General features: G+C 73.6%; 24 protein-coding genes. 6 read left to right on the top strand and 18 right to left on the bottom strand.

Annotation, left to right across the window (positions count from 1 at the left end; all coding sequences use genetic code 11):
• Positions 1-28 precede the first annotated feature (28 nt).
• From ACQPZ4_RS35935 to ACQPZ4_RS35945, 3 genes are all read left to right on the top strand, one after another.
• A complete protein-coding gene (locus tag ACQPZ4_RS35935; protein WP_433045888.1) occupies positions 29-529 on the top strand; it encodes a SigE family RNA polymerase sigma factor in 501 nt (166 codons plus the stop codon).
• The gene (locus ACQPZ4_RS35940; RefSeq protein WP_433045891.1) at positions 526-1,389 is read left to right on the top strand and encodes a hypothetical protein; all 864 of its coding nucleotides are present in this window, start codon (positions 526-528) and stop codon (positions 1,387-1,389) included. Before ACQPZ4_RS35935 ends, ACQPZ4_RS35940 begins: the two co-directional genes overlap by 4 nt.
• A gap of 75 nt (positions 1,390-1,464) precedes the next feature.
• Complete coding sequence (locus ACQPZ4_RS35945; RefSeq protein ID WP_433045894.1) at positions 1,465-2,106, top strand: TetR/AcrR family transcriptional regulator; 642 nt, start codon at positions 1,465-1,467, stop codon at positions 2,104-2,106.
• Here the strand turns inward: ACQPZ4_RS35945 and ACQPZ4_RS35950 are convergent.
• From ACQPZ4_RS35950 to ACQPZ4_RS36005, 12 genes are all read right to left on the bottom strand, one after another.
• Complete coding sequence (locus ACQPZ4_RS35950) at positions 2,050-2,538, bottom strand: nuclear transport factor 2 family protein (RefSeq protein ID WP_433045897.1); 489 nt, start codon at positions 2,536-2,538, stop codon at positions 2,050-2,052. The genes ACQPZ4_RS35945 and ACQPZ4_RS35950 overlap by 57 nt on opposite strands.
• An 11-nt stretch (positions 2,539-2,549) precedes the next feature.
• Positions 2,550-3,431, bottom strand: coding sequence for an SDR family NAD(P)-dependent oxidoreductase (locus ACQPZ4_RS35955; RefSeq protein ID WP_433045900.1), 882 nt, complete (start codon positions 3,429-3,431; stop codon positions 2,550-2,552).
• Positions 3,432-3,471: 40 nt separating this feature from the next.
• A complete protein-coding gene (locus tag ACQPZ4_RS35960; RefSeq protein ID WP_433045903.1) occupies positions 3,472-4,245 on the bottom strand; it encodes a FadR/GntR family transcriptional regulator in 774 nt (257 codons plus the stop codon).
• 59 nt (positions 4,246-4,304) lie between these two features.
• The gene (locus ACQPZ4_RS35965; protein ID WP_433045906.1) at positions 4,305-5,906 is read right to left on the bottom strand and encodes a class I adenylate-forming enzyme family protein; all 1,602 of its coding nucleotides are present in this window, start codon (positions 5,904-5,906) and stop codon (positions 4,305-4,307) included.
• Positions 5,903-6,697, bottom strand: a complete 795-nt coding sequence (locus ACQPZ4_RS35970; protein ID WP_433045909.1) for a hypothetical protein — start codon at positions 6,695-6,697, stop codon at positions 5,903-5,905. Before ACQPZ4_RS35970 ends, ACQPZ4_RS35965 begins: the two co-directional genes overlap by 4 nt.
• A 4-nt stretch (positions 6,698-6,701) precedes the next feature.
• Positions 6,702-7,667, bottom strand: a complete 966-nt coding sequence (locus ACQPZ4_RS35975; protein ID WP_433066810.1) for an LLM class flavin-dependent oxidoreductase — start codon at positions 7,665-7,667, stop codon at positions 6,702-6,704.
• Positions 7,668-7,674: 7 nt separating this feature from the next.
• Positions 7,675-8,748 (bottom strand): NAD(P)H-binding protein, encoded by a 1,074-nt coding sequence (locus ACQPZ4_RS35980; RefSeq protein ID WP_433045912.1) that lies wholly within the window; start codon positions 8,746-8,748, stop codon positions 7,675-7,677.
• A complete protein-coding gene (locus ACQPZ4_RS35985; RefSeq protein ID WP_433045915.1) occupies positions 8,745-9,767 on the bottom strand; it encodes a branched-chain amino acid ABC transporter permease in 1,023 nt (340 codons plus the stop codon). The genes ACQPZ4_RS35980 and ACQPZ4_RS35985 overlap by 4 nt, the downstream gene beginning before the upstream one ends.
• Positions 9,764-10,639 carry a branched-chain amino acid ABC transporter permease gene (locus ACQPZ4_RS35990; RefSeq protein WP_433045918.1) on the bottom strand — a complete coding sequence of 292 codons (876 nt, stop codon included), beginning with the start codon at positions 10,637-10,639 and terminating at the stop codon, positions 9,764-9,766. The genes ACQPZ4_RS35985 and ACQPZ4_RS35990 overlap by 4 nt, the downstream gene beginning before the upstream one ends.
• A complete protein-coding gene (locus ACQPZ4_RS35995; protein ID WP_433045921.1) occupies positions 10,636-11,457 on the bottom strand; it encodes an ABC transporter ATP-binding protein in 822 nt (273 codons plus the stop codon). The genes ACQPZ4_RS35990 and ACQPZ4_RS35995 overlap by 4 nt, the downstream gene beginning before the upstream one ends.
• Complete coding sequence (locus tag ACQPZ4_RS36000; RefSeq protein ID WP_433045924.1) at positions 11,444-12,172, bottom strand: ABC transporter ATP-binding protein; 729 nt, start codon at positions 12,170-12,172, stop codon at positions 11,444-11,446. The genes ACQPZ4_RS35995 and ACQPZ4_RS36000 overlap by 14 nt, the downstream gene beginning before the upstream one ends.
• 74 nt (positions 12,173-12,246) lie before the next feature.
• Complete coding sequence (locus tag ACQPZ4_RS36005; protein WP_433045927.1) at positions 12,247-13,416, bottom strand: ABC transporter substrate-binding protein; 1,170 nt, start codon at positions 13,414-13,416, stop codon at positions 12,247-12,249.
• Between the two features lie 330 nt (positions 13,417-13,746).
• Between ACQPZ4_RS36005 and ACQPZ4_RS36010 the strand changes: the two genes are divergently transcribed.
• Positions 13,747-14,520 carry an alpha/beta fold hydrolase gene (locus ACQPZ4_RS36010; protein ID WP_433045930.1) on the top strand — a complete coding sequence of 258 codons (774 nt, stop codon included), beginning with the start codon at positions 13,747-13,749 and terminating at the stop codon, positions 14,518-14,520.
• Positions 14,520-15,719: an LLM class flavin-dependent oxidoreductase gene (locus tag ACQPZ4_RS36015; protein WP_433045932.1), complete on the top strand. Its 1,200-nt coding sequence runs from the start codon at positions 14,520-14,522 to the stop codon at positions 15,717-15,719. The genes ACQPZ4_RS36010 and ACQPZ4_RS36015 overlap by 1 nt, the downstream gene beginning before the upstream one ends.
• A gap of 61 nt (positions 15,720-15,780) precedes the next feature.
• Here ACQPZ4_RS36015 and ACQPZ4_RS36020 read toward each other — a convergent pair whose 3' ends face one another.
• Positions 15,781-16,587 (bottom strand): FadR/GntR family transcriptional regulator, encoded by an 807-nt coding sequence (locus ACQPZ4_RS36020; RefSeq protein WP_433045935.1) that lies wholly within the window; start codon positions 16,585-16,587, stop codon positions 15,781-15,783.
• A 152-nt stretch (positions 16,588-16,739) separates the two neighbouring features.
• On the opposite strand from ACQPZ4_RS36020, the gene ACQPZ4_RS36025 reads away from it, so the two are divergent.
• Positions 16,740-17,264 carry a flavin reductase family protein gene (locus ACQPZ4_RS36025; protein WP_433045938.1) on the top strand — a complete coding sequence of 175 codons (525 nt, stop codon included), beginning with the start codon at positions 16,740-16,742 and terminating at the stop codon, positions 17,262-17,264.
• Positions 17,265-17,268: 4 nt separating this feature from the next.
• On the opposite strand, the gene ACQPZ4_RS36030 is transcribed toward ACQPZ4_RS36025, so the two are convergent.
• From ACQPZ4_RS36030 to ACQPZ4_RS36050, 5 genes are read right to left on the bottom strand one after another with little or no spacing between them, the layout of a single operon-like run.
• Entirely contained in the window at positions 17,269-18,477 is a 1,209-nt protein-coding gene (locus tag ACQPZ4_RS36030; RefSeq protein WP_433045941.1) for a bifunctional 3,4-dihydroxy-2-butanone-4-phosphate synthase/GTP cyclohydrolase II, read from the bottom strand.
• Positions 18,474-19,250: an NAD(P)-binding domain-containing protein gene (locus ACQPZ4_RS36035; RefSeq protein ID WP_433045944.1), complete on the bottom strand. Its 777-nt coding sequence runs from the start codon at positions 19,248-19,250 to the stop codon at positions 18,474-18,476. The genes ACQPZ4_RS36030 and ACQPZ4_RS36035 overlap by 4 nt, the downstream gene beginning before the upstream one ends.
• Complete coding sequence (locus ACQPZ4_RS36040) at positions 19,247-20,179, bottom strand: 3,4-dihydroxy-2-butanone-4-phosphate synthase (protein ID WP_433045947.1); 933 nt, start codon at positions 20,177-20,179, stop codon at positions 19,247-19,249. The genes ACQPZ4_RS36035 and ACQPZ4_RS36040 overlap by 4 nt, the downstream gene beginning before the upstream one ends.
• Entirely contained in the window at positions 20,176-21,684 is a 1,509-nt protein-coding gene (locus ACQPZ4_RS36045; protein WP_433045950.1) for a CocE/NonD family hydrolase, read from the bottom strand. Before ACQPZ4_RS36045 ends, ACQPZ4_RS36040 begins: the two co-directional genes overlap by 4 nt.
• 1 nt (position 21,685) lies before the next feature.
• Positions 21,686-22,666, bottom strand: coding sequence for a phosphotriesterase family protein (locus ACQPZ4_RS36050; protein ID WP_433066813.1), 981 nt, complete (start codon positions 22,664-22,666; stop codon positions 21,686-21,688).
• Between the last annotated feature and the right edge of the window lie 8 nt (positions 22,667-22,674).

Below are 22,674 nucleotides of genomic sequence, written 5' to 3' on the forward strand. Positions count from 1 at the left end.
CGTTGTTGACCGGCCAGGGAGGTGGCCGGTGGAGGATTTCGAGGCGTACGTCAGCGTGGCGTGGCCGCGGTTGCTGCGCTCGGCGTGGCTGCTCACGCACGACTGGCACCGGGCGGAGGACCTGGTCCAGACGGTGCTGGCCCGCGGGTACGGGCGCTGGCCGCGGATCAAGGACGGCGCGCCCGACGCGTACTTTCGCGCGATGCTCGCCAGCACGTATCTGAGCTGGTGGCGGCGGCGCTGGCGGGGCGAACTGCCCACGGAACAGCTGCCGGAACACTCGGCGGGCGGCGGCGAGCTCGAGGGGGTCGAGCTGCGCCACCTGCTGGCCGGGGCCCTCTCGCGGCTGCCGCGGCAGCAGCGCGCCGTCCTGATGCTGCGGTTCCACGGCGACTTCACCGAGGCCGACACGGCCCGGGTCCTGGGCCTGAACATCGGCACCGTCAAGTCCCACACATCGCGCGCCCTGGCGGCGTTGCGCCACGACCCGCAGCTGCGGGCACTGCTGAGCGAGGGAGTGGACCGATGAGCGACGAGGAGGTCACCGACCTGTTCGAAAGGGCGGTTGCCACGGTACCGCCGGAGCTCCTGCCGCCACCGCACGCCGCGATCCGGCGCCGGGCGCGCAACCGCCGGGTGGCCGCCTGGAGCGCGGCGACGGCGGCCGTCGTCCTGGTGGTCGTCGCCGGATACGCGGTCGCGCGGCCAGGTCAGGAGTCCGTGGCGCCCCAGCCGGCCGCGTCGAAGGCACCGGCGGCGGTGCCGGGCGTGCCGTGGCTCGGCGCGCGGATCGACCGGGCCGGCACCCGGATCACGGTGTACGCGGCGCCGCAGCTCGGCAAGTGCGTCGAAGGGGATCCCGCCCAGGACGACCTGGTGGCCGAGGACGACAAGATCACCATCTCCCTCGGCGGCGCGTACACCGACTGCGCCGATGACCTGCAGGTGACGGCCCGGACGTTCGAGCTGCAGCAGCCGGTCGGCACCCGGTTCCTGAAGGACGGCCGCAGCCCGTACGGGCAGCCCTTCGTCTTCCCCGACACGGACCTGCCGGACCTCGCGGCCGGCGGGTGGAGCGAGGGGACCCCGGTGTGGCGCGGCTCCGGCGACGCCGCCCTCACGCTCCGGTTCGCCCGGCCCGGCGGGCCGGACCTGCGCCTGCTGGCGGAACGGTGGCAGCCGGAGCCCGACGGCACGACCAAGGAACCCGATCACAGCCTGTGGGTGACGAACGTCAACCGGGTCGACGTGTACAACGGTGCCGACACCCAGAGCGCCAGCTGGTTCTCCTCCGACGCCCAGGGCGTGCACTTCACGCTGGAGGTGTCCGCCACGGCGGTCGGCAAGGCCGAGTTCGACGCGATGGTGCGCGGCTTCGCCTGGAGCTGACCGCCGGCGCTCGCGGTGGCGACCCGCACGCATCGGGGGGTCGCCACCGCTTGCAATCATTTATACAATAGCGCGATGACCACGGTGCGGCGCGAGGACATTCTGCTGGTGGCCGCGCGCCTCTTCGCGCACAACGGGGTCGCGAGCAGCACGGTGCGCGAGATCGCCGACGCGGCCGGGCTCATGTCCGGCAGCCTGTACCACCACTTCGACTCCAAGGCGGCCATGGTCGAGGCCATCGTCATGGCGTTCCTGCACGACCTGCAGGGCCGGTACGCCGCCGCCGTCCGCGCCGCCGCCGGGGACCCGCGCGAGTGCCTGGGCGCACTGATCCGCGCGTCGTTCGCGGCGGTCGACGCGCATCCGTACGCGACCGAGATCTACCAGAACGACCGCGCGTTCCTGCGCGCGCTGCCGAGCCACGGGCGCCTGCGGGCGGTCGCCCTCGACGTGCAGCAGACCTGGCTCGACGTCCTCGCCGCCGGGATCGCCGGCGGGCGCTTCCGCGGGGACGTGCCGCCGGCGGTGCTGTACCGCCTGATCCGCGACGCCGTCTGGCGCTCGGTGCACGGGTTCACCCCCACGCCCGGGTACTCGCGGGCCCGGCTGGCCGCCGACTGCACCGCGATCTTCCTGGACGGCATCGCCCCCGCGCGGCCGTCACCACGCCCGTCCGTCGTCGGGGCGGCCGGCGCGGGCGATCAGCGCGTACCGTGACGCGAACCCGGCATCCGGCGGAACCCCGTCCTCGGCCGCGGCGAGCAGCGCCCGGGACGCGAACAGCCAGCGCCCGTCGCGCAGCACCAGCGTGTCGGCATAGCGCCCCCAGAGGTGCACTGTGTCGTGGTTCAAACGCCGCCGATGGTACGCGTACACGTACGAATCGGCCCGCGCGTGCTCGCTGCCGGCCACGGTGACGCGCACGTTGGACAGATGGTGACTGGTGGCCAGGTTGTCGTCGAGCGAGCGGAACATGCGGGCCAGTTCGGCGCGCCCGCGGTACACCCGGCCGTGTCCATGGTCGAAGACGGCGTTCCCGGTGAACAGCTCGAGGACGTCGGCCTGGCGGTTGGCGTCGACGAGGTCGCAGTAGTCGAACAGCACCCGGGTGACCGCCGCCTCGGCCACCAGCCGCTCGAGCTCGTCCATGGCGCCGGCGGTCATTGCACGGCCGGCGGTCGCGCGGCGTTGACGTCCGGGTCCTCCAGGTACTGCACCAGCAGCGGCTGGTTCGTCCACCGCGCCGGCGTGCGCAGCCACCCCCCGGCCGCGAGCGTCCCCCCGTCGGCGTTGACGGTGTCCCCGACGATCCAGGTGTTCAGCGGCGAGGCCAGGAAGACCACGATCGAGGCCACGTCGGCCGGCTCGCCGTACCGCCCGGCCGGCACCCAGGTGTGCGCCAGCCGCGCGTACTCCTCCGGCAGCTCGTACCGCCCCACCTGATGCGCCCGCGTCTTGTCCACGGCCACGGCGTTCACGAGGATCCCGTGCCGCGCCAGGTCCACGGCCAGGCTGCGGGTGAACCCGTCGACGCCCCGCTTGAAGGCGGCGTACACGGCGAGGGCCGGGGCGGCGCGGGCCCCCTCGACCGAGGAGAAGTTCACGATCCGGCCCCACCCCTGGCGCTTCATGGCCGGCACGAACGCCTTGGTCGCCCGGAAGACGTGCAGCAGGTTCACCTCGTACAGCGCCTGCCACACCTCCTCGGCCCCGTCCTCGTGCGGCCCGGCCGAGGCGAGGTGCTCGCCGAGCCCGTTGACCAGCACGTCGACCCGCTGGTGCCGCTCGAATGCCGCGCTCGCCAACGCTTCCATGCCCTCGGCGGTACGCAGGTCGCCGGCGACGGTCAGCGCCACCCGCCCGGTCTCGGCGCGCACCCGCGCCGCCACGGCCGCCAGCCGGTCGGCGTCGATGTCGGCGACGACGACCTCACAGCCGGCGGCGGCCAGCATGCAGGCGGCCTCGCCACAGATCGCCCCGCCGCCCCCGGTGAGCACGGCGACCCGCCCGGCCATCAAGTCAGGCGCGAACCCTAACCCCATCCCTGAAGGCTAATCTTTAATACGTTAGAGGGGAAGCGCCTCAGCCGGTCCAGGAGGACTGGCGGGGCGGGGAGGCCGCGACCGGCCGGTCCACGTCGTCGCCCAGGGCGTACAGCAGCGTCGACTCCAGGTGCACCCGGGCCTGCTGCTGCACCCGGTCCACCTCGCCGTCCTCGATGGAGGCCAGGATCCGGTCGTGCGCCCGGATGCCGCTCATCCGCCGGGTCGCGTCCGGGAACTCGCCGTGCAGGCTCGCGTCGCGGGCCCAGGCCTCCTCGCGGGTCGACCACAGCGACTCCAGCGCCCCGATGACGAGGATCATCGTCTCGTTGCCGCAGAGCGCGACCAGTTGCTCGTGGAACCGGCGGGAGGTCCGGGTGAACTCCACGTCGTCGTCGACCGCGGCCACCACCTCCTCGTGCACCGCCCGCAGGACCGGCAGGACCTCCTCGTTGCGGTCGGCGCGGGCCGCGCACAGGCCGGCGCACACCGGTTCGATGCTCTTGATGGCGTCGCGCAGGTCGGTCATCGGCACGCCGCGGGTCTGCAGGACCAGGCCCACGGAGTAGGCCGCGTTGCCGACCCGCGGGGCGTGCACGAGCGCGCCGCCCAGGTTGCCGCGGCGCACGGTGATGAGCCCCTCGGCCTCCAGGATCCGCAGCGCCTCGCGCAGCGACGGACGGCTCACGTTGAACTCCGCGAGCAGGTCCTCCTGGCGCGGCAGGCCGTCGCCGTCCTTCAGGCGGCCGGTGATGATCCGGTCCCGCAGGGTATCGGCGACCATCTCCGCGAGCCGGGGCTGATGTATCTGCACGTGCGAACCTCCGCCGATCGTCCGCCGGGTGGGAGCCCGGCGGCATTGTCGCAAAGATGCTACCTTTTGACCTCGGCCATCCTCCGCTTCAGGTCCTCGCGCAGCGCCGCCTTGGCCAGCTTGCCGCCGTCGGACACGGGCAGCTCGGACACCACGATGAGGTGCTCCGGCCACCACTCCTTGCTCACCCCCCGCTGCCGCAGGTGGGCGAGGATGCCGGCCAGGTCAAGAGCCTCGAACCCCGGCTTCGGTACCGCGTACACGCACACCCGTTCGCCGAAGACCTCGTCCGGCATGGCCACCGCGGCGCACCGCACGAGCCCGGGGTGGCTGACCACCTCCTCCTCCACCGCGGCCGCGCTGATGTTCTTGCCGCCGCGGATGATGAAGTCCGAGGTGCGCCCGACCACCCGCAGGTAGTCCTCCTCGTCGATGGTGACCAGGTCCCCCATGAGCATCCAGCCGTCCTCGGTGTAGAGCTGCTCGTTGGCGGCGGGGTCGCCGTAGTACCCCAGCGAGGACTGGATGCCGATCGACGCCGGCCGGCCGGGGCCGTCGTGCCGGCCCATCTCGCGGCCGTCCAGGTCGAACAGGCGCACCTCGGCCTCGGGGATGAGCCGGCCGCCGGTGGTCAGGCGCCGCTCGGCGGGGTCGCGGACGGTGGTGTAGCTCTGCACGCCGGTCTCGTTGGAGCCGTACATGTTCAGCATGAGACAGCCGGCCCGCCGCTCGAACTCCTCGGCCTTGTGCACCGGCACGGCCTCGCCGCCGGTGAACATGACGCGCAGGGCGCTCAGGTCGTAGGCGTCGAAATCGGGGTCGCCGAGCAGCATGACGAACTGCGTGGAGACGCACATGAAGCAGGTGACCCGCTCCTGCTCCAGCATCCGCAGCGTGGCCGCGACGTTGAACCGGGGCAGCACCACGCTGGGCGCGCCGAGCAGGGTGGGCGTGAAGTGCGCGGTCCACAGGCCGAAGCCGAACGGCGCCGGGACCACGCTCATGCAGACCTCGCCGGTGGTGAGCTCGCCGGCGTCGACGGCGTACTCGTGGTACTTGATCCAGCGCCGCTCGTCGTGGGCCACGCACTTGGGCAGCCCGGTCGTGCCGGACGTGGAGTTGAGCAGGGCCAGGCTGCCGCTGGGCGCGTGGTGCCCGGCGACCCGGCGCTCGGCCGCGGCCACGGCGTCGGCCGGCCCCGCCGCGAGGACCGGCCCGTCGGGGACCGGCACGATGTCGTAGGCGCAGGCGTACGTCTCCAGGGCCGGCAGCTCCGCCCGCAGCTCGGCGAACAGGTCCCGGGTGTCGGTCTCCCCCATCGCCGGCGCGGTCAGCAGCGCCCGGGCCCCGCTGCGGCCCAGCAGGTGGGTCAGCTCCCGCCGTCCACTGCGCGCGCCGATGCCGGTGGCCACCAGCCCGGCCCGCAGGCAGGCGTTCAGCGCGACGTGCACGGCCGCCCCGTCCGGCAGCCAGACGCCGATCCGGTCGCCGGGCCGCAGGCCGAGGTCGAGCAGGTGCGCGGCCAGCAGCGAGATGTAGCCGTCGTAGGCGGTCCAGCTCAGCCGGCCGGCCGGCTCGACCACCGCCCAGCCGCCGGGCCTGGTCGCGGCCCAGTGCCGGATGGCGTCGTCGAGGGTGTCCCAGCGGGGTACGTCAGTCATCGCGAACCTTCTTGTCGTACCGGATCGAACCAGTCCCAGTCCCACGGCGCGATGGCCCGCAGCACGCCGTCCAGCAACGGCTCCTCGGCCTCCGGATGCGGCCCGGCCGGCAGCTCGGACCGGAACTCCAGCGGGTCGGCGTCGAGGTAGGCCAGCAGGATCCGGAACCGCCCCGGCTCCAGACCGGGCCGCTGGTCGAACGTGGTGCTGCCGGCCGCGGCGCCCCAGCCGGCGTCGAGCGTCGTGCTCTGGCTGGCGAACGTCCACACGCCGGCCACCCCGGGCGCCTCCAGCAGCCGCGGCACGCCCTCGCGGTCCAGCCACGCGAACCGCTCGTGGGCGGCGGCGCCGTGCGGGTCGGCCAGCCGGGTCACCCGCACGTACACCCCGCGGTTGGGCCGGAACGGCAGCGCCGCGGGCGACACGAGCACGCGCGGGCCGGCGTACCCCTTGACCGGGGTGAACGAGCCCATCATGAGCCGGCGGGCGAGCACGGTGTCCGGCCGGCGGCCCCACTGGTACGACCGCTCGGCCAGCTCCTGCCAGGCCCGGAAGCTCTCCTCGGCGGGGTCGCGGAACCAGTACATGTTCAGGTACTGCAGCGCGTCCAGCGGCGAACCGGCCGGCGGGCCGGCGCAGTCCGGCGGGCGGACCCAGCGCTCGCCGTGCAGGACACCCGGGAGGGCGAGGTTCTCGGGGCGGTGGTCGAGCTGATGCCACGCGTTGTAGGCGCGGTGCTGGGCCGGGTCCGGGACCTCGGTGAACGAGAAGAACGCCTTGCGCGACTGCACGGTCTCAGACCTCCGCCAGCGCCGGCCGGACCGCGGCGAACAGCAGCTCCAGGTGGCGCTCGACCAGGTCGTCGGGCATGGCGCCGACGGCCCCCCAGCAGTAGGCGTGCCGGACCGGCAGGCCCGCGGTGCGGCGGGCGATCTCGCGGGCGGCGTCGGCCGGGGCGAGGACGGTGAGCCCGGGCAGCCCCTTGCCGGACCGGACCCGCGCCCGCAGGTCCTCCACGGTCAGCGGGGCGGCGGTGCGGCCCTCGGCGGCGGCCTTGCCCTGCCGGTAGGTGTTCGCCTGGTGCGCGAAGTGCGGCAGGATGCGCTCGGTGGCCGCCTCCGGGTCGTCGGCCACGACGATGTCGAGCAGCCCGCCCATCCGCGCGGTGCCGGGGTCGTGGCCGCCCTCGAGCAGGCCCTGGCGGTACACGGGAAGCAGGCTCGGGTCGAGGGCCAGCAGTCCCACGCCCAGCCGCCCGGCCCGGCGCGCGCCCTGGGGACCCTGGTAGCCCAGCCAGAGCGGCACCGGGTCCTGCACCGGCGGCGGGCTGACGGTCTCCAGCGCGGCCCGCACCCGGCGGACGGCCTCGTCGGTGAGCCCGAAGCGGCGGTCGAAGTCGGCACCGAACGCCTCGTACTCCTGCCGCGCCCACCCGGCCCCGAAGCCCAGTTCCAGCCGGCCGCCGCTGAGCGCGTCGACCACGGCGGCCTCCTCGGCCACGTGCAGCGGGTGGCGCAGGGCGCCGAGGATGATCCCGGTGCCGATGCGGATCCGGGTGGTCCGGGCGGCCAGCGCGGCCGCCAGGACGAGGGGCTGCGGGAGGTACCCGTCGGCGAAGAAGTGGTGCTCGGTCAGCCAGACCGAGCCGGCGCCCAGCGCCTCGGCGGCGCGCACGTGGTCGAGCCAGCGCGCGTAGTGCTCGGGCCACGGCCGCCGCCACGGCTCCGGGTTGCGCAGGTCCAGCAGGATGCCGAGCTCCATGGTCACCTCAACCCCCGGAAGGGATCAGTCGGGCCCCGGCCATCGCCCGCAGCTTGGCGGCGAACGTGTCGAGGCTGTCGCGGAAGCCGCCGAACCCGTGCGCGCGCAGCTTGAGCGTGCTCACGTAGGCGTTGTGGTCGCGGCGGACGTGCCCGTCGAACACCGGCCAGGAGACGAGGTCGGCCATGACCGGGTTGGCCAGGCCGTGCCGGGCCGCCATCGCCCGCCAGAGGTCCGCGTGCCCGGGCATCGTCTCGGCCAGCCGCTGCGGGCGGGCCGGGCCGACCGCCATCCCGAAGTGCGCGGCCACGACCGGCCACAGCGACTCCCAGTTGCTGGCGTCGCCGTTGGAGACGTTGAAGATCTCGTTGCCGGGGTCGGGCCGGCTCAGCGCCCAGTCGACGACCTCGCCCACGAGGTGGTTGTCGACCAGCTGCCAGACCTCGTGCTCGTTGGTCCCGGGGAAGTGCAGGTCCCGGCCGAGCTCGCGGGACACGGCGGCGTAGACGGCGGCCGAGCCCAGGATGTTGATGTTGCAGCGCTCGGCCACGCCGACGACGGCGGTCGGGCGCAGGATCGTCCACGTCCAGCCGGAGCCGGGCTGCCGGGCCCGCAGCAGGTCCTCCTGGGCCCAGTAGAAGTTGGTCAGGGCCGGGCGCGGGTCGCTCTCCCGGGCGGGCAGGCGGAAGCGGCCGAGCGTGGTGCCGTACGCCTTCGTGCCCTGCAGCACCACCACGTGCCGCAGCCCCGGCGCGGCCGCGGCGAGCACGTCGAGCAGCCCGGCCAGCATGGCCCGGTTGCGCTCCACGTGGGCCTCGGTGCCCCAGCCGGCGACCACGTCGGCGTCGTCGGCGACCGCCGCGTACACCAGCCGGTCCACGCCGGCCAGGTGCGGCGCCAGGGCCCGCACCTGCTCCGGCCGGGTCAGGTCGACCGGCCGGTGCGCGATGTTCGGCGCGGCGATCGGCGCCCGCCGCCCGAGGGCCAGCACGCGCGTGCCGCCGCCGGCCACGTGCTCCAGGTAGCCCCGCCCGACGATCCCGGTCGCCCCGGCGACGGCCACGGTCCCGGCGACCGTCACGGCGTGCTCCCCCGCCGCCGGGCGGCGAGCTTCGACCACGCGTCGCGGCCCAGCCCGGCCAGGCCGGCCGGCGCGCCCACGATGAAGACGACGACCAGGACGGCGTAGGCGATGACGCCGTACTTCGCGCCGTTGAGCGAGGCCTGCTGCGACCCGAGCGCGGCGGACACCAGGTCCTGCATCCAGAACGGCAGCGCGGTGAAGATGGCCGCCCCGATCGCCGCGCCCCAGGCGCTGTCCAGGCCGCCGACCATCACCATCGCCAGGTACTGCATGGCGATCGTCAGCGTGAACTGGTCGCTGCCCACCTGCCCGGTCAGGTACGCCGTCAGCGCACCCTGCACGCCGAACAGGAACGCCGTGACCGCGAACGTCATCATCTTGTAGCCGGTGACCGGGACGGCCAGGGTGCCGGCGATCGCCTCCTGGTCCCGCATGAGGCGCAGCGCCCGGCCCGTCCGCCCGGAGCCGATGAGCCCGGTGAGCGCGATGGTGGCGAGCACGAAGGCACAGAGCAACCACGCCCATTGGTACTGCACGCCGACCGTCGTGCCGAACACCGGCGGCAACGTGAAGCCGACGACCCCGGCGCCGGGCGTGCGCTGCTGGTACTGGTCGACGGCGAAGACGACCACGAAGTGCACGCTGATGGTGCCCAGGCCCAGCGCGAGCCCCCGCAGCCGGATCGCCGGCAGCGCCACGACCAGCCCGAGCACGGCCGAGACCAGGCCGCCGATCAGCAGGCACAGCGGGAACGGCAGCCCGGCCCGGTCGCACCACACCGCGGTGAACGCGCCCGCGGCCAGGAACCCGGCGCTGCCGACCGAGACGAGCCCGGTGGTGCCCATGAGCAGGTTCATGGCCAGCGCGCCGATGCAGGTGAGCAGGAACGTGTTGTACAGGAAGATGCTGTAGTCGAGCTGCGTGTAGTTCACGAACCCGGTGACCGCCACCAGCACCAGCGCGAGCAGGGCGGCGCCGCGCAGGGAGAAGTACCAGGGCCGGGGTCTGGTCGTCATACCTTCAGCACTTCCTTCGTCCCGAAGATGCCCTGGGGCAGCGCGAGCAGGAGCACGAGCAGGATGGTGTACGTGACGACGTTGACGTACTGGCCGCCGAGGTACACCGTGATGAAGCCCTGCACCACGCCGATCGCCAGGCCGCCGGCGATCGCGCCCTCGAAGCTGTCGAGGCCGCCGAGGACCATGGCCGGCACGGCGACCAGGGCCATGCCGCTCATCGAGCTGTCCACGACCGCCGAGCTGCCGTAGAGCACGCCCGCGACGGCGGCGAGCGCGCCGCCGGCGATCCAGGCGCCGACGTACACCCGCCGCACCTGGATGCCGCCCTGCGAGGCCAGCACCGGGTCCTGCCCGGCCGCCCGCACCTGCACGCCGAGGCGCGTGTACCGCAGCACGACGATGAACAGCGCCGACAGCACGAGGCCGACCAGCCCGACGATGGCCGAGGCCCAGCCCACCCGCACGCCGAGGAGCCCGAACGCGCCGCGCGGCATGCCCGGGATCGCGATGGTGTAGGTCGGGGACTTGAAGATGAGCGACAGGAACGCGTCCAGGCCGACCCCGAGCACCAGGGTGGCCACGAACGCGACCCAGTGCGGCTGGCCGACGGTGCGGGAGAGGATCACGAGGTACAGCAGCGCCGCCACGACCCCGGCGGCCCCGATCGACACGGCGAGGCCGAGCAGGAACGGCCCGGTGCGGTGCAGCTCCCAGTCGGCCAGCAGGAAGGCGGCCAGCAGCATGAACTGGCCGTGGGCGAGGTTGAACGCGCCGGTGGTGCGGTAGATGAGCACCATGCCGAGCGCGATCAGGGCGTAGGTGGCGCCGAGCGGCAGCCCGCCGACGATCGCCAGCAGCACGCTGTTCACTGCGCTGTCTCCCCTCGGGTCGCGGGCGGGGTGGCCGTCGCCCCGACGAGGCTGGCCCGGAACTCGGCCGAGTCGAGGACCTCCCGCGCCGGGCCGTCCGCGATGACCTGGCCGGCCTGCAGGCCGAGGACCCGGGTGGCGGTCTCGCGCACCAGGTCCATGTGGTGCTCGACCATGAGGATCGTGATGCCGCCGCGCTCCATGAGCCGGCGCAGCACATCGGCCATCGCCGCGTGCTCGGCGCGCCCCAGGCCGGAGGTCGGCTCGTCGAGCAGCAGCAGCGTCGGCCGGCCCATCAGCGCCCGGGCGATGTCGACGAGCTTGCGCTGCCCGTACGCGATCCCCTGCGCGGGCGCGCCGGCGAGCTCGGACAGGCCGAGAAAGTCGAGGTACGAGCGGGCCTGCTCCTCCCGGGCGCGCTCGCTGCGGGCCACCTTGCCCCACCGCGCGAGCTGGGCCAGTACGCCGTAGTCGCGGCCCCCGAACCCGCCGGCGAGCACGTTGTCCAGCACCGTGAGCCGCTCCACGAGCGGCGGGTGCTGGAAGCTGCGCCCGATGCCGAGCACGGCGCGGCGGGCGGCCGGCATGGTGTGCAGAGCCTTGCCGCCGTACCGGATGGCGCCGCTGCTCTGCCGCCGGACCAGCCCGGAGACGGCGTTGAGCAGCGTGCTCTTGCCGGCCCCGTTCGGCCCCACGACGGCGACCAGCTCCCCCGGCGGTACGACCGTGCTGACCTCCGACAGCGCCCGCACCCCGCCGAACGTGACGGTGAGCCGGTCCACCTCGAACCTGCCGGGCCCGCCCTCAGGTGCCGACATAGCCCGCCACCAGGACCTCGTTGCCGATGAAGTCCGCGCTGGGCCCGGCCGCCAGCACGTGGCCGGACTTGAGCAGCACGCAGTGCTGGGCCACCTCGAGCGTCCGCCCGGTGCTCTCGTCGACCAGCAGCACCGCGCTCCCGGCGGCGGCGATCCGCTGCACGGCGGCGAACAGCGGCTCGTGCAGGCTGGGGTGCAGCCCGAGCGTCATCTCGTCGACGATGAGCAGCTTCGGATCGGCCATGAGCGCCCGCCCGATGGCCAGCATCTGCTGCTGCCCGCCGCTCAGCCGCCCGGCGAGCCGCCGCCGGTCGCGCGCGAGGTCCGGGAACAGCTCGAACACCAGCGCCTCGACGGCCGCCCGCCGCTCGCCCTTCACCAGCCGCGCGCCGAGCGCCTCGAGGTTGTCGTGCACCGAGAGGTTGGGGAAGATCTTCCGCCGCTCCGGCACCGCGAACACGCCGAGCCCGCACACCTGGTGCGGCTCGCGGCCGGTGATGTCGCGGCCCTGGAAGCGCACCGAGCCCTTGACCACCCGGGCCCCCTCGGCGCGCAGGAACCCGCTGATCCCGCGGACCGTGGTCGACTTGCCCGCCCCGGCCGCGCCGAGCACGGCGACGATCTGCGACGGCTCCACCGAGAACGACACGTCCTGGACGCCGACCGCACCGGTGCGGTACCGCACGGTCAGGTCGGTGACCTCCAGCAGGGGCATGGGCAACCTCGTTCGGTTTCGTGGAAGCCGGCGGCGGCCGCCCCGGGGTGAGCGGCCGCCGTCGCGCATCGGTCCTACTTGACGACGGAGATGGGCTGGCCGAGCGGCGCCGACTTCTGCGCGGTCTTGTCCCAGGCGTAGAACTGCACGTCGTGCAGCAGCACGTGGCTGTCGGCGGTGAAGCCGCTGGTGCCGAAGGACAGGTCGCCGGGCGGCGGGGTCAGCGTGGTCACCTTGGCCATGGCGGCCGGCAGCGACGTGCCGTCGCAGTTCGCGCCGCAGGCTTCGAGGCCGGCCTTGAGCGCGTACGCCAGCATGTAGCCCTTGGAGAAGTACACCCCGGCCTTGGCCGCGTCCAGGTGGCCGTACTTGTCGGCCGCGGTCCAGGACGGGTCGCCGTCGACGGGGACCTTCCACTCGCGGGGGCCCCGGTAGTCGCCGCCGGAGTCGGCCGTCTTCTTGAGCGTGGCGTCGTCGTTGGCCGCGGTACCGCCGAAGACCGCGCCCTTGTAGCCCGCGTCCGTCAGCGCGGCGATCTCGATGGCGGTGTTCGTGGTGCTGTCGTTGATCATCATGGCGTCCGGCCGGTCCTGCATGATCTTGCCGGCCTGGCTGGTGAACGACGAGATGGTCGGCTCGTTCTTGAGGTAGTTGCTGATCCGCCCGCCGCCCGCCTCGACCAGCGTCTTGAGCTGGTCGGCGTACGCGACGGAGGTCGCCGAGTTGTTGACGACGATGGCGATGTTCTTGCCCTGCAGCGTGCCGAGCTCGGCCTGGATCGCGTTGGCGTAGGCCTTGGCGGCGGCCTGGCTGCTGATGGTCGCGCTGTAGTAGTACGGCTTGGGCGGGCTGGCCTGCCCGTCGTCGTTCGGCACGGCGAGCGTCGTGATGCCGGCCCCGCCGAGCACGCCGGCCACGCCCGCGAGCTCGGTCGAGGCGGTGCTGACGAGAATCGCGACGGGCGCCTGCCCGACGGCCTGCCGCGCGGCGACCTGCGCCCCCTGCGCGGTGGACTGGGCGTCGATCGGGCTGTTCAGCGCGATCTTCCTGCCGTTGACGCCGCCGGCGTCGTTGATCGCCGAGACGGCGGTCTGGAACCCGCCGACCCCGGCCGAGACGAACGGCGCGTAGGCGCCCGAGATGTCGGCGAAGAGGCTCACCGCGTAGGTGCCGCCCCCGCCACCGCCGCTGCCGCCGCCCGCCGCGTTGTTGCCGCACGCCCCGAGCCCCGCGGCGCAGAGCACCGCGCCGATGAGAGCCAGTCCACGACGGTGACTTGGCCTGTGTAGTCCGCGCAACGTTGCGCCTCCATCCGAGTCGCCGCACGTGATCACGGTCACGCGCAGCCTAGTCCGAGGTCGAACCGATGACAACAATCATTTACCTGAAACAATCATTGAGCCTTTGCGATGGCTTCCCGCCCACCCTCGGGCCGCCGACCGCCGTGGAGGCCCACCATACGGCGTCCTGGTCTTTTCTTACAATGATTGCATTGTCATGACTCTTGGTTCGGCGTAGCGTGGCCACCGATCCGGCGCCGACGGGGAGCCCTCACCGAATTGGATGTGGCCTGTATGCGTGACACGAGCAGCGGACTGGACGTCGACGTCTCCGGCAGCGGCCCGGATCTCGTGCTGCTGCACGGTTTGGACGGGATGCTGTTCGCGGAGCCGTTCGCCAAGGCGCTCGCCGAGCGCTTCACCGTCCACGTGCCCGCGCTGCCGGGCTGGTCCGGCCCGCGCGACCCGCGGTACCGCAGCGTCGACGACCTCGCCTACGCGGTGCTCGACGCGATCGAGGCGATCGGCCGCCCGGTCCACCTGGTCGGCTGCTCCATCGGCGGCTGGCTGGCGGCCGAGACCGCCACCAAGACGTGCGCCGGGCTGGCGTCGGTGACCCTGGTCGCCCCGCTGGGCGTGCGCCGGGCCGAGCCGACCGAGCGCTCCTACCTCGACCTGTACGCCAGCGCGCCGGCCGCGGTCACCGCCGCCATGTACGGGCCGGACGGCACCGCGCCCGACCTGTCCGCGTTCTCCCCGGCCCAGTTCCTGCGGCTGGCCGAGGCGCACGAGGCGGTCGCGTTCTACGCGTGGGAGCCGTACCTGCACAATCCGGCGCTGCCGGGCCGGCTGCACCGCATCACCGTCCCCGTGCTGCTGGTCGCCGGGGCCGCGGACGGGCTCATCCTGCGGCCCGACCACTTCGACCTGTTCGCCGCCGCGGTGGGCGGCCCGTGCCGCACCGAGGTGATCCCGGGGGCCGGGCACCGGGTCGAGGAGCAGGCGCCGCAACGACTGGCCGAGCTCATCACGGAGTTCGCCGCCCCGACGACCGCGGAGGACAACTGATGTTTCGCGCCTGGACCTTCACCGAGATGCCGTACCCGTACCTGCCGCCGGAGGAGACCTACGAGTCGCTGCGGGTGAGCTTCCCGAGCTCCGTCTACGACCCCGAGGTCGGCTACCAGCTGTACAAGACCTACCTGGACCTGTACTGCGCGGCCGACGAGCTCGGGCTCGACATCATGCTCAACGAGCACCACGCGACCGCCACGTGCGTGGTGCCGGCCGTGCCGCTGACCCTCGCCATGCTCGCCCGCGACACCAGGCGCGCCCGGCTGCTGGCCCTGGGCAACCCGATCGCCAACCGCAACACGCCGGTCCGCGTCGCCGAGGAGATGGCGATGATCGACGTCGTGTCGCACGGGCGGCTCGAGGTCGGGTTCGTGCGCGGGGTGCCGTACGAGATCTCGCCCGGCAACGTGCGCCCGGTGGAGATGAAGGAGCGCTTCTGGGAGGGCGTCGACCTGATCCTGAAGGCGTGGCAGACGCACGACGGCCCGTTCAGCTGGGAGGGCCAGCACTACCACCACCGCCAGGTCAACGTCTGGCCGCGGGTGTACCAGGACCCGCACCCCCCGGTCTGGGTCGCCACCCAGAGCGCCGGCACCGCGCGGGAGACGGCCGACCGCGACTTCACCTGCGGCACCATCCTGGCCGGCGTGGACGGCACCCTCGACATCTTCCGCGCCTACCGCGAGCGCGCCGCCCAGCTCGGCCGGCCGGAGACCCCGCCGGAGCGCCTGGGCTACGTCGGGCTGGTCTTCGTCGGCGACAGCGACGAGGAGGGCTACGCGGGAGCCAACAAGCTTCGGTGGTACCTCGAGAACAACAAGATCTCGTCCCAGTTCATGAACGTCCCGGGGTACATCGACGCCAAGGTCCGCGGCCGGATCCTGCAGAACGAGGCGACCGGCAAGCAGCTCACCACCCCGATCGAGCACCTGATCCACGCCCCGCTGCAGGACCTGCTCGACGGCGGCTACATCTTCGCCGGCAGCCCCGAGACGGTGTTCCAGCAGCTGAAGCGCTTCTACGGCGCGGTCGGCGGCTTCGGCCACTTCATCATGATGGTCCAGAGCGGCACGATGGGCTTCGATCTGGTACACCGCAGCATGGAACTGTTCGCCACCGAGGTGCTGCCCCGCTTCCGCGAGACGGTCTACGGCACCGAGACCCCGCTCGAGCCGGCCGGCACCAGGTCGTAAAGCTGGTCCTGTCGGGTGGCCCGGGCGCGTCCCGGGCCACACTCGTGTGGCGCCCTGATCCTCAGGCCGGAAGTCCGGGCGAGGCGGGACCGCCCTGGCCGTGCATCGCGGAGGCGTCGACGCGGCGGCCGGCGTCCTCCGGGCGGAGGTGGAAGCGGGCCGGGTCGAAGTGCGACTCGGTGAGCCGGACCGCCAGGGGCACGTCGCCGTCGGCGATCGCCTCGACGATCTGCACGTGCTGCTCGTGGTTCTTCAGCCGGTGGTCGCGGTCGGGGAAGCTGCCGCTGCGGCTGACCTTCTCGGCCCACTGGTTCACGTCGACGAGCCACAGGGACTCCAGGGAGCCGGCCAGCACCCGCATCGTCTCGTTGCCGCTGAGCTCGACCAGGCTCGAGTGGAACTCCGACGTGTACCGCACGAACTCCATCGGCTCGTCGATCGCCTTCTTGGCGCTGGCGTTGCAGCGGCGCAACTGCGGCACCACCTTGCGGGCCCGGTCGCGGCGGGCGGCACACAGGCCGGCCGACGTCGCCTCCAGCTGGCCCATCGCCACGCCGACGTCGTCGAGGGTCACGCCGCGCGACTCCAGGACGAGCGCGATCGCATACGCCACGTGCCGGGCCTCCGGGCGGTGCACGACCGCCCCGCCCACGTTGCCGCGGCGGACCGTGATGAGCCCCTCGGCCTCGAGGATGCGCATGGCCTCGCGGATCGACGGCCGGCTGACGCCGAACTCGGCGACGATGGCGTCCTGGTTGGGCAGCAGCTCCCCGTCGCGCCACTCGCCGTCGAGTATGCGCTGCCGGATGACGCCGGCGACCATCTCGCCGAGCTTGGGCTGCCGCAGCTGTCCACGAACGTCCGCCATCTTGTCCCGATCACTGAAGGGTGAATCATCACTATCACTGATAGTACACACCAGCCCGGCCCCCGCACTGCCCCGTGCGCGTTCTTGCCCGGGTTTCGCTGGAGGTCTATCATATAAACGATTAGAGAAAAGGGCGAGCATCGGAGGTCCGCATGACGGCGACGACCGGCGGAGGGCTGTCCGGCGACGCGTTCCGGGAGGCGATGGCCGAGGTCTGCGGGCCGGTGACGGTCGTGACGGCGATGGAGGACGGCCGCCCGCACGGCACGACCGTGAGCGCCTTCACCTCGCTGTCCCTCGACCCGCCCCTGGTGACGGTCGCGCTGGATCGCCGGTCCGACCTGCTCGCCATGGTCACCCGCACCGGGTCGCTGGCCGTCAACGTGCTCGGCGCCCACCAGGAGGCGGTGGCCCGGCGGTTCGCGCGCAAGGGCGACGACAAGTTCGACGGCATCGCCTGGGAGCCGCACCACGGCCTGCCCCTGCTGCCGGGCACCGTCGTCTGGCTGGGCTGCACCGTGCTGCCGTTCATGGACGGCGGCGACCACGTGATCGTCGTGGCCCGGGTCGACCGGGTCCGCACCATGCCCGGCCGGCCGCTGCTGTACCACCGCCGCCAGTTCGGCACCCACGTGACCCTCCGCGGCGACATGGTCACCAGCACGCCCGCGCCGTAGCGGCCTAGGCAAGGTCGTGCCCCATCCGGGCCGCCTTCGTGGCCAGGTAGCCGGCCCGCTCCGGGCGGGGCGGCACCACCAGCGGCACCCGCTGCACGACCTCGAGCCCGAAGCCGTCCAGCCCGGCCCGCTTGGCCGGGTTGTTGGTGAGCAGCCGCAACCGCCGCAGCCCCAGATCCCGCAGGATGGCCGCCCCGATGCCGTAGTCCCGGGCGTCGGCGGGCAGCCCCAGGGCCAGGTTGGCGTCGACGGTGTCGTATCCGGCGTCCTGCAGCTGGTACGCCTGGAGCTTGTGGTTCAGCCCGATCCCCCGCCCCTCGTGCCCGCGCAGGTAGACCACCGCGCCGTGCCCGGCGCGGGCGATCAGGTCCATCGCCGCGTGCAGCTGCTCGCCGCAGTCGCAGCGCCGGGAGGTGAAGACGTCCCCGGTCAGGCACTCGGAGTGCATGCGGACCAGCGCGGCCTCCTGGGCCGCCGGCTCGCCGCGGACCAGCGCCACGCTCTGCACGCCGTCCACCAGCGACTCGTACCCGTAGATCTCCCAGATCCCGTGGTCGGTCGGCAGCCGGGTCACCGCCACGCGGCGGACGAGCGTCTCACTGCGGCGGCGGTACGCAATCAGGTCGGCGATGCTCGTGATGAGCAGCCCGAACCGCGCGGCGAACCGGCGCAGGTCGCCGAGCCGCATCATCGTGCCGTCGTCGTGCATGATCTCGCAGATGACGCCGGCGGGCGTGCGGCCGGCCATCCGGGCCAGGTCGACCGAGGCCTCGGTGTGCCCGGCCCGGACCAGCACGCCGCCCGGCACGGCCCGCAGCGTGAACACGTGCCCGGGGCGGCGGAAGTCGCCGGCCTGGGCGAGGGGGTCGACGGCCCGGCGGATGGTGGCGGCCCGGTCGGACGCGCCGATGCCGGGCCGGCCGGGCGCGTCCAGGTCGATCGAGACGCCGAAGTGGGTCTCGGCGGGCCCGACGGCGGCCGGGTCCATGGCGCCGATGCCGAGGTGGTCGAGCCGGCCGCCCTCCAGCGACAGGCAGACCAGCCCGCGACCGTGGGTGACCATGAAGTTGATCGCCTCCGGGGTGGCCAGGTCCCCGGCCAGGACCAGGTCGCCCTCGTTCTCCCGGTCCTCGTCGTCGACGACGATCACCAGCTCGCCGCGGCCGACGGCGGCCACGACCTCCTCGATCGGAGCAAACCCTCGGCCGCTCACGGCGCCAGCGCCTCGCGGCCCGCGCGGAGCCGGTCCAGGAGGCCGGCGTTGAGGTCGACGACCGGCAGCGCGCCGACCTGCGAGCGCAGCAGGTCGACGTCCTTGGCCAGCAGGTCGATCGACGGGTTGAGGAAGTTGTCGCCCATCCAGCTGCCGCCCGAGCTCGTGTGCAGCACGTCGCGCAGCCGCTGCGGGCTCATCCCCGCGGCCCGGGCCAGCAGCATCATCTCGGCGTACGAGGCCGCGGTGTACGCGGCCGAGACGTTGTTCAGCAGCTTGGCCAGGGTCGGCTGGCCGAACTCGGCGAACGGCACCCTGGAGGTGCCCAGGTCGGCCAGGAGCTCGTCGTCGCGCGCGTCGTGCCGCCCGGCGAGCATGAGCGTCAGGCCGCCGGTCCGGGCCGCCGCGTCGCCGCCGGAGACCGGCAGCTCGATCAGGCGCCAGGCCCGGTCGTCGTAGCGGCCGAGCCCGCGGGCGTAGGCGAGGTCGAGGGTGGTGGCGACCAGGACGCCGGCGCCCTCGGCCACCGGCAGGTCGCGCAGCGCCTGCAGGACCGCCTCGGCCTGCTCGGTGAGGCGCACGACGATGAGCACGTGGGCGACCCGCTCCCACGGCACGGCCTCCAGTGCGTCCGCCGCGTCGAGTCCGGTTCGCGCGTGCCACTCCGCGCGCCGCGCCTCCGCCAGGTCGACGCCGAGCACCGCGCGCCCCTGGGCCACGAGCCGCTCCGCCATGGCGATGCCGATGTTGCCGAGTCCGATGACAACGTTCACGAGCTGACCTTCCAGGAATCGGCCGCCGCGAGATCGGCGGCGACGAGAGCGGCCACGTGCGGCAGCGCCGCCACAGTGCCGGAATCGGCATCAGGAGCAGAACCGGAGGCCAGCACGACGGCGCCGCGCCCGCGGGCGTGCAGCGCGTCGAGGGCCGACTCCAGGGCGTCCCGGCCCGGGCCGGGGACGCGCAGCGTGTGGCCGGCCGGGTCGTACGGCAGCACGCAGACCTCGAACGTGCCGTGCCGCCGATGCCCGTCCAGCGCGGTCACGAACAGGTCGAGCCCGGTGTGGGCCAGCCGCACGATCCGGTGCCCGGGCCACGGCGACGACCACCCCTCGGCCAGCCGCTGGGCCCGCAGCACGTCGGCCACGTCCAGCGCCACGGTGCCGTGGCACCGGGCGAACCGGGCGAGCTCGTCCGCGCGGGCCATCTCCCCGTCCGCGTCCAGCACTCCGGCCAGCGCGACCCCGGGCCCGAGCCCGGCCCGGGCGACCAGGTGCTGCAGCGCCTCGCTCAGCCCGTACCCCGCGATGTCCCCGCTCTCGTCGATCGCGTTGGGCAGCACGTGCCCGGGCGTGCGGAGCTGGTCGCGGGTGGTCGCCGGGTCGAGGATCGTCCGGATGGTGCGGGCGCGGTCGGCCGCCGAGACGCCGGTGGTGACGCCGGCGCGGGCGTCGACGGCGACGAGCACCCCCTCCTGCAACGGCCCGGCCCCGTGCTGACGCCCGATCTGCAGGTGCCCGAGCCGGCTGCGCGGCGCACCCGCGTAGACGATCCCCCGGCACCGGGTGACCAGGAAGTTGACCGCCTCCGGGGCGATCGAACGCCCGGCGTACCCGGCGATGCCCAGGTTCCCGATCGGGTCCACGACCACGACCGGCTCCCCCGCCCGCAGGTGGGCCACGGCCGCGTCGAGTGCGCTCACGCCGTCACCGGCACGGTGAGCGTCGATCCGGGTCCGATGTGGACGGTCGTCACACCCCGGCGCGGCGCGGGGGGCCGGTCGTCGGTGACCCAGCGGCGGTACCGCGGCCAGGACGTGTGCGACAGCAGCAAGCCGATCCGCGAACCGGCCGCGAACCGCCACGCCAGCGGCCCGACGGCCACCGTCACCCCGGCGCCGTCCGGCGTCAGGGCCGCCCCGTCGGCGACCAGCAGCACCCGCCCGTCGGTGCGCCGCTCGACCAGCCGCGCGACCCACCGGGTGCCGGGCGCGGCGTCGGTGTCGAGCGCGCAGGTCACGTCGCCGGTCACGTCGAGCGGCGCGGCCAGCGGCGCCCCGAACCACGCGAGCACGTCGCCGCGATCCAGCAGCGCCCGCTGGTCGCGCGGCCCGGCGTTGGCGGCCACCTCCAGCCCCGGCAGGAACGTGTTCCCGCCGATGGTCGGCACCGGGTCGGCCTCGTCGTAGATCAGCGTGCGGGCGCCCGTCCCGCCGGCCTCCCCGGCCAGCGCGCCGCTGCCGGTGAGGTGCCAGCGCCGCGGCTCGGCCGGCGGCGGAAACCGCGGCCCCGACTCCCATCCGGCGCCGCCCCGGAACCAGTGCGCGCCCCGCCCGGGAGCGCCGGACAGGCATCGGTCGAACCAGTCGAGCTGCCGGTCGGTCAGCCCGGCCCCGGAGGCGGCCGGCCCGAAGTCGTGCTCCGGGAACACGCCCGGGTTGCCGCCACCGTGCGGCCAGGGCCCGACGACCAGGGACTGAGCGGCGGCGGCGACGGTACCGCGCAGAAACACGTCGTACCACCCGCCGATCACCAGCGCCGGGACCGCGACGGCGGCGACGGGCGCGCACTGCGCGTCGAGCGCGGCCCAGGCAGTACACCTGCGGGCATCGGAAAGCCAGTCGTCGAGCCACTCCAGCGGGGCCCCGAACGGCTCCGGCGCCGGCCCGTGCTCGTGCAGCAGCTCGGCCAGCCGCTCCGGCGGCACGACCGGGGCCAGGTGCCGCAGCGCCCAGTAGACCAGGAAGCCCCACTCCAGCGCGGTGCCGCCGCCGAACCAGTCCCGGACCGGCCGGGCGCCCGAGAACATCGGCGCGATCGCCAGCAGGCCCGGCGGGCGGCGGGCGGCCGTCTGCCACTGCAGGAACGCGGAGTAGGACCGCCCGAACATCCCGAGCCGCCCGTCCGACCACGGCTGGGCCGCGATCCAGGCGAGGGTGTCGACCCCGTCGCCGGCCTCGTGCACGAACGGGGTGAACGCGCCGCCCGAGGAGAACCGGCCGCGGCAGTCCTGGGTGACGACCGCGTACCCGCGGCGGACCGCCCGCACCGTGTCCAGCGCGCCGTCGCGGATGGCGGGGGCGCCCTTGTCGTAGGGCACGCGCTGCAGCAGCGCCGGGAACGGCCCGTCGCCGTCCGGCAGCTGCACGTCGGCGCACAGGGTCGTCCCGTCCGACATCGGGACCGGCACGTCGAAGGTGACCCGCATGTCAGTACGCCGGCCCGGCCTCGAGGATCCGCCGGGGCGTGCTGACGGTCATGGCCTCGAGGTCCACTTCGGACACCCCGCGCTCGCGCAGCAGCGGCACCACGTCCAGCGGCACGTGGGTCATCCGCCAGTCCGGCATCGGCGCCATCCGCGGGCTGGCGAGGTCGTTGCGGTCGTTGTGCAGGATCGAGTCGTGGGACAGCACGATCCGGTCGGCGTACCCGCGCTCGCACAGCCGGAAGATGGTGTCGACGCGCTCGGGCAGGCCGGCCCAGCCGGGCAGGTACAGGCCGAAGCGGTCGTGCCCGGTGACGGAGCCGGCGTCCATCAGCTCCATGAGGTAGTCGAGGTCGGTGGTGTCGCCGCTGTGCCCGATGACCACCCGGCGCAGGTCGACGCCCTCGGCCCGGAACAGCCGCTGCTGGTCCAGGCCGTTGCGCTCGAGCGGCTGGGTGTGGGTGGTGATCGGGGCGCCGGTCTCGCGGTGGGCCCGGGCCGCGGCCCGCAGGATCCGCTCGTTGTTGGGGGTGACGCCCTCGAGGTCGGTGGCGACCTTGATGATCTGGGCGCGGATGCCGGAGTCGCCGATGCCCCGGGTGATGTCGCGGACGAACATCTCGGTGAGGATGTCGCGGTCGCCGGGGCCGCGCAGGCTGCGCCGCATGATCATGTTGGGCAGGTAGTCGAACGTGTAGATGCCGGTGGCCACCACGATGTGCATGTCGACGCGCTCGTTGACCTCACGCACGAAGTCCATGTCGCGGCCGTGGAAGAAGGCCGTGCAGTCCACGATCGTGCGCACGCCGGCGTCGGCCGCGGCCTGCAGGCCGGTGACGGCCCGGGCCAGCGCGGAGGGGCGGTCCGGCTGCCAGCTCAGGTCCGGGTAGTCCTTGGAGAACTCCGTGTCGCGGAAGATGACGTGCTCGTGCATCAGCGTGAAGCCGAGCTGCGACCCGTCGACCGGGCCGCGGACCGTGAACACCTCGCTCA

The sequence above is a fragment of the Dactylosporangium sp. CS-033363 genome (assembly GCF_050942475.1).
Lineage (GTDB): Bacteria > Actinomycetota > Actinomycetes > Mycobacteriales > Micromonosporaceae > Dactylosporangium.

What these genes read in the sequence shown, in the direction of transcription:
- ACQPZ4_RS35940 (WP_433045891.1), top strand. Translation starts at nt 526, where the DNA reads ATGAGCGACGAGGAGGTCACCGACCTGTTCGAAAGGGCGGTTGCCACG.
- ACQPZ4_RS35945 (WP_433045894.1), top strand. Translation starts at nt 1,465, where the DNA reads ATGACCACGGTGCGGCGCGAGGACATTCTGCTGGTGGCCGCGCGCCTC.
- ACQPZ4_RS35950 (WP_433045897.1), bottom strand. Translation starts at nt 2,538, where the DNA reads ATGGACGAGCTCGAGCGGCTGGTGGCCGAGGCGGCGGTCACCCGGGTG.
- ACQPZ4_RS35955 (WP_433045900.1), bottom strand. Translation starts at nt 3,431, where the DNA reads ATGGGGTTAGGGTTCGCGCCTGACTTGATGGCCGGGCGGGTCGCCGTG.
- ACQPZ4_RS35965 (WP_433045906.1), bottom strand. Translation starts at nt 5,906, where the DNA reads ATGACTGACGTACCCCGCTGGGACACCCTCGACGACGCCATCCGGCAC.
- ACQPZ4_RS35975 (WP_433066810.1), bottom strand. Translation starts at nt 7,667, where the DNA reads ATGGAGCTCGGCATCCTGCTGGACCTGCGCAACCCGGAGCCGTGGCGG.
- ACQPZ4_RS35985 (WP_433045915.1), bottom strand. Translation starts at nt 9,767, where the DNA reads ATGACGACCAGACCCCGGCCCTGGTACTTCTCCCTGCGCGGCGCCGCC.
- ACQPZ4_RS35995 (WP_433045921.1), bottom strand. Translation starts at nt 11,457, where the DNA reads ATGTCGGCACCTGAGGGCGGGCCCGGCAGGTTCGAGGTGGACCGGCTC.
- ACQPZ4_RS36000 (WP_433045924.1), bottom strand. Translation starts at nt 12,172, where the DNA reads ATGCCCCTGCTGGAGGTCACCGACCTGACCGTGCGGTACCGCACCGGT.
- ACQPZ4_RS36010 (WP_433045930.1), top strand. Translation starts at nt 13,747, where the DNA reads ATGCGTGACACGAGCAGCGGACTGGACGTCGACGTCTCCGGCAGCGGC.
- ACQPZ4_RS36015 (WP_433045932.1), top strand. Translation starts at nt 14,520, where the DNA reads ATGTTTCGCGCCTGGACCTTCACCGAGATGCCGTACCCGTACCTGCCG.
- ACQPZ4_RS36020 (WP_433045935.1), bottom strand. Translation starts at nt 16,587, where the DNA reads ATGGCGGACGTTCGTGGACAGCTGCGGCAGCCCAAGCTCGGCGAGATG.
- ACQPZ4_RS36025 (WP_433045938.1), top strand. Translation starts at nt 16,740, where the DNA reads ATGACGGCGACGACCGGCGGAGGGCTGTCCGGCGACGCGTTCCGGGAG.
- ACQPZ4_RS36045 (WP_433045950.1), bottom strand. Translation starts at nt 21,684, where the DNA reads ATGCGGGTCACCTTCGACGTGCCGGTCCCGATGTCGGACGGGACGACC.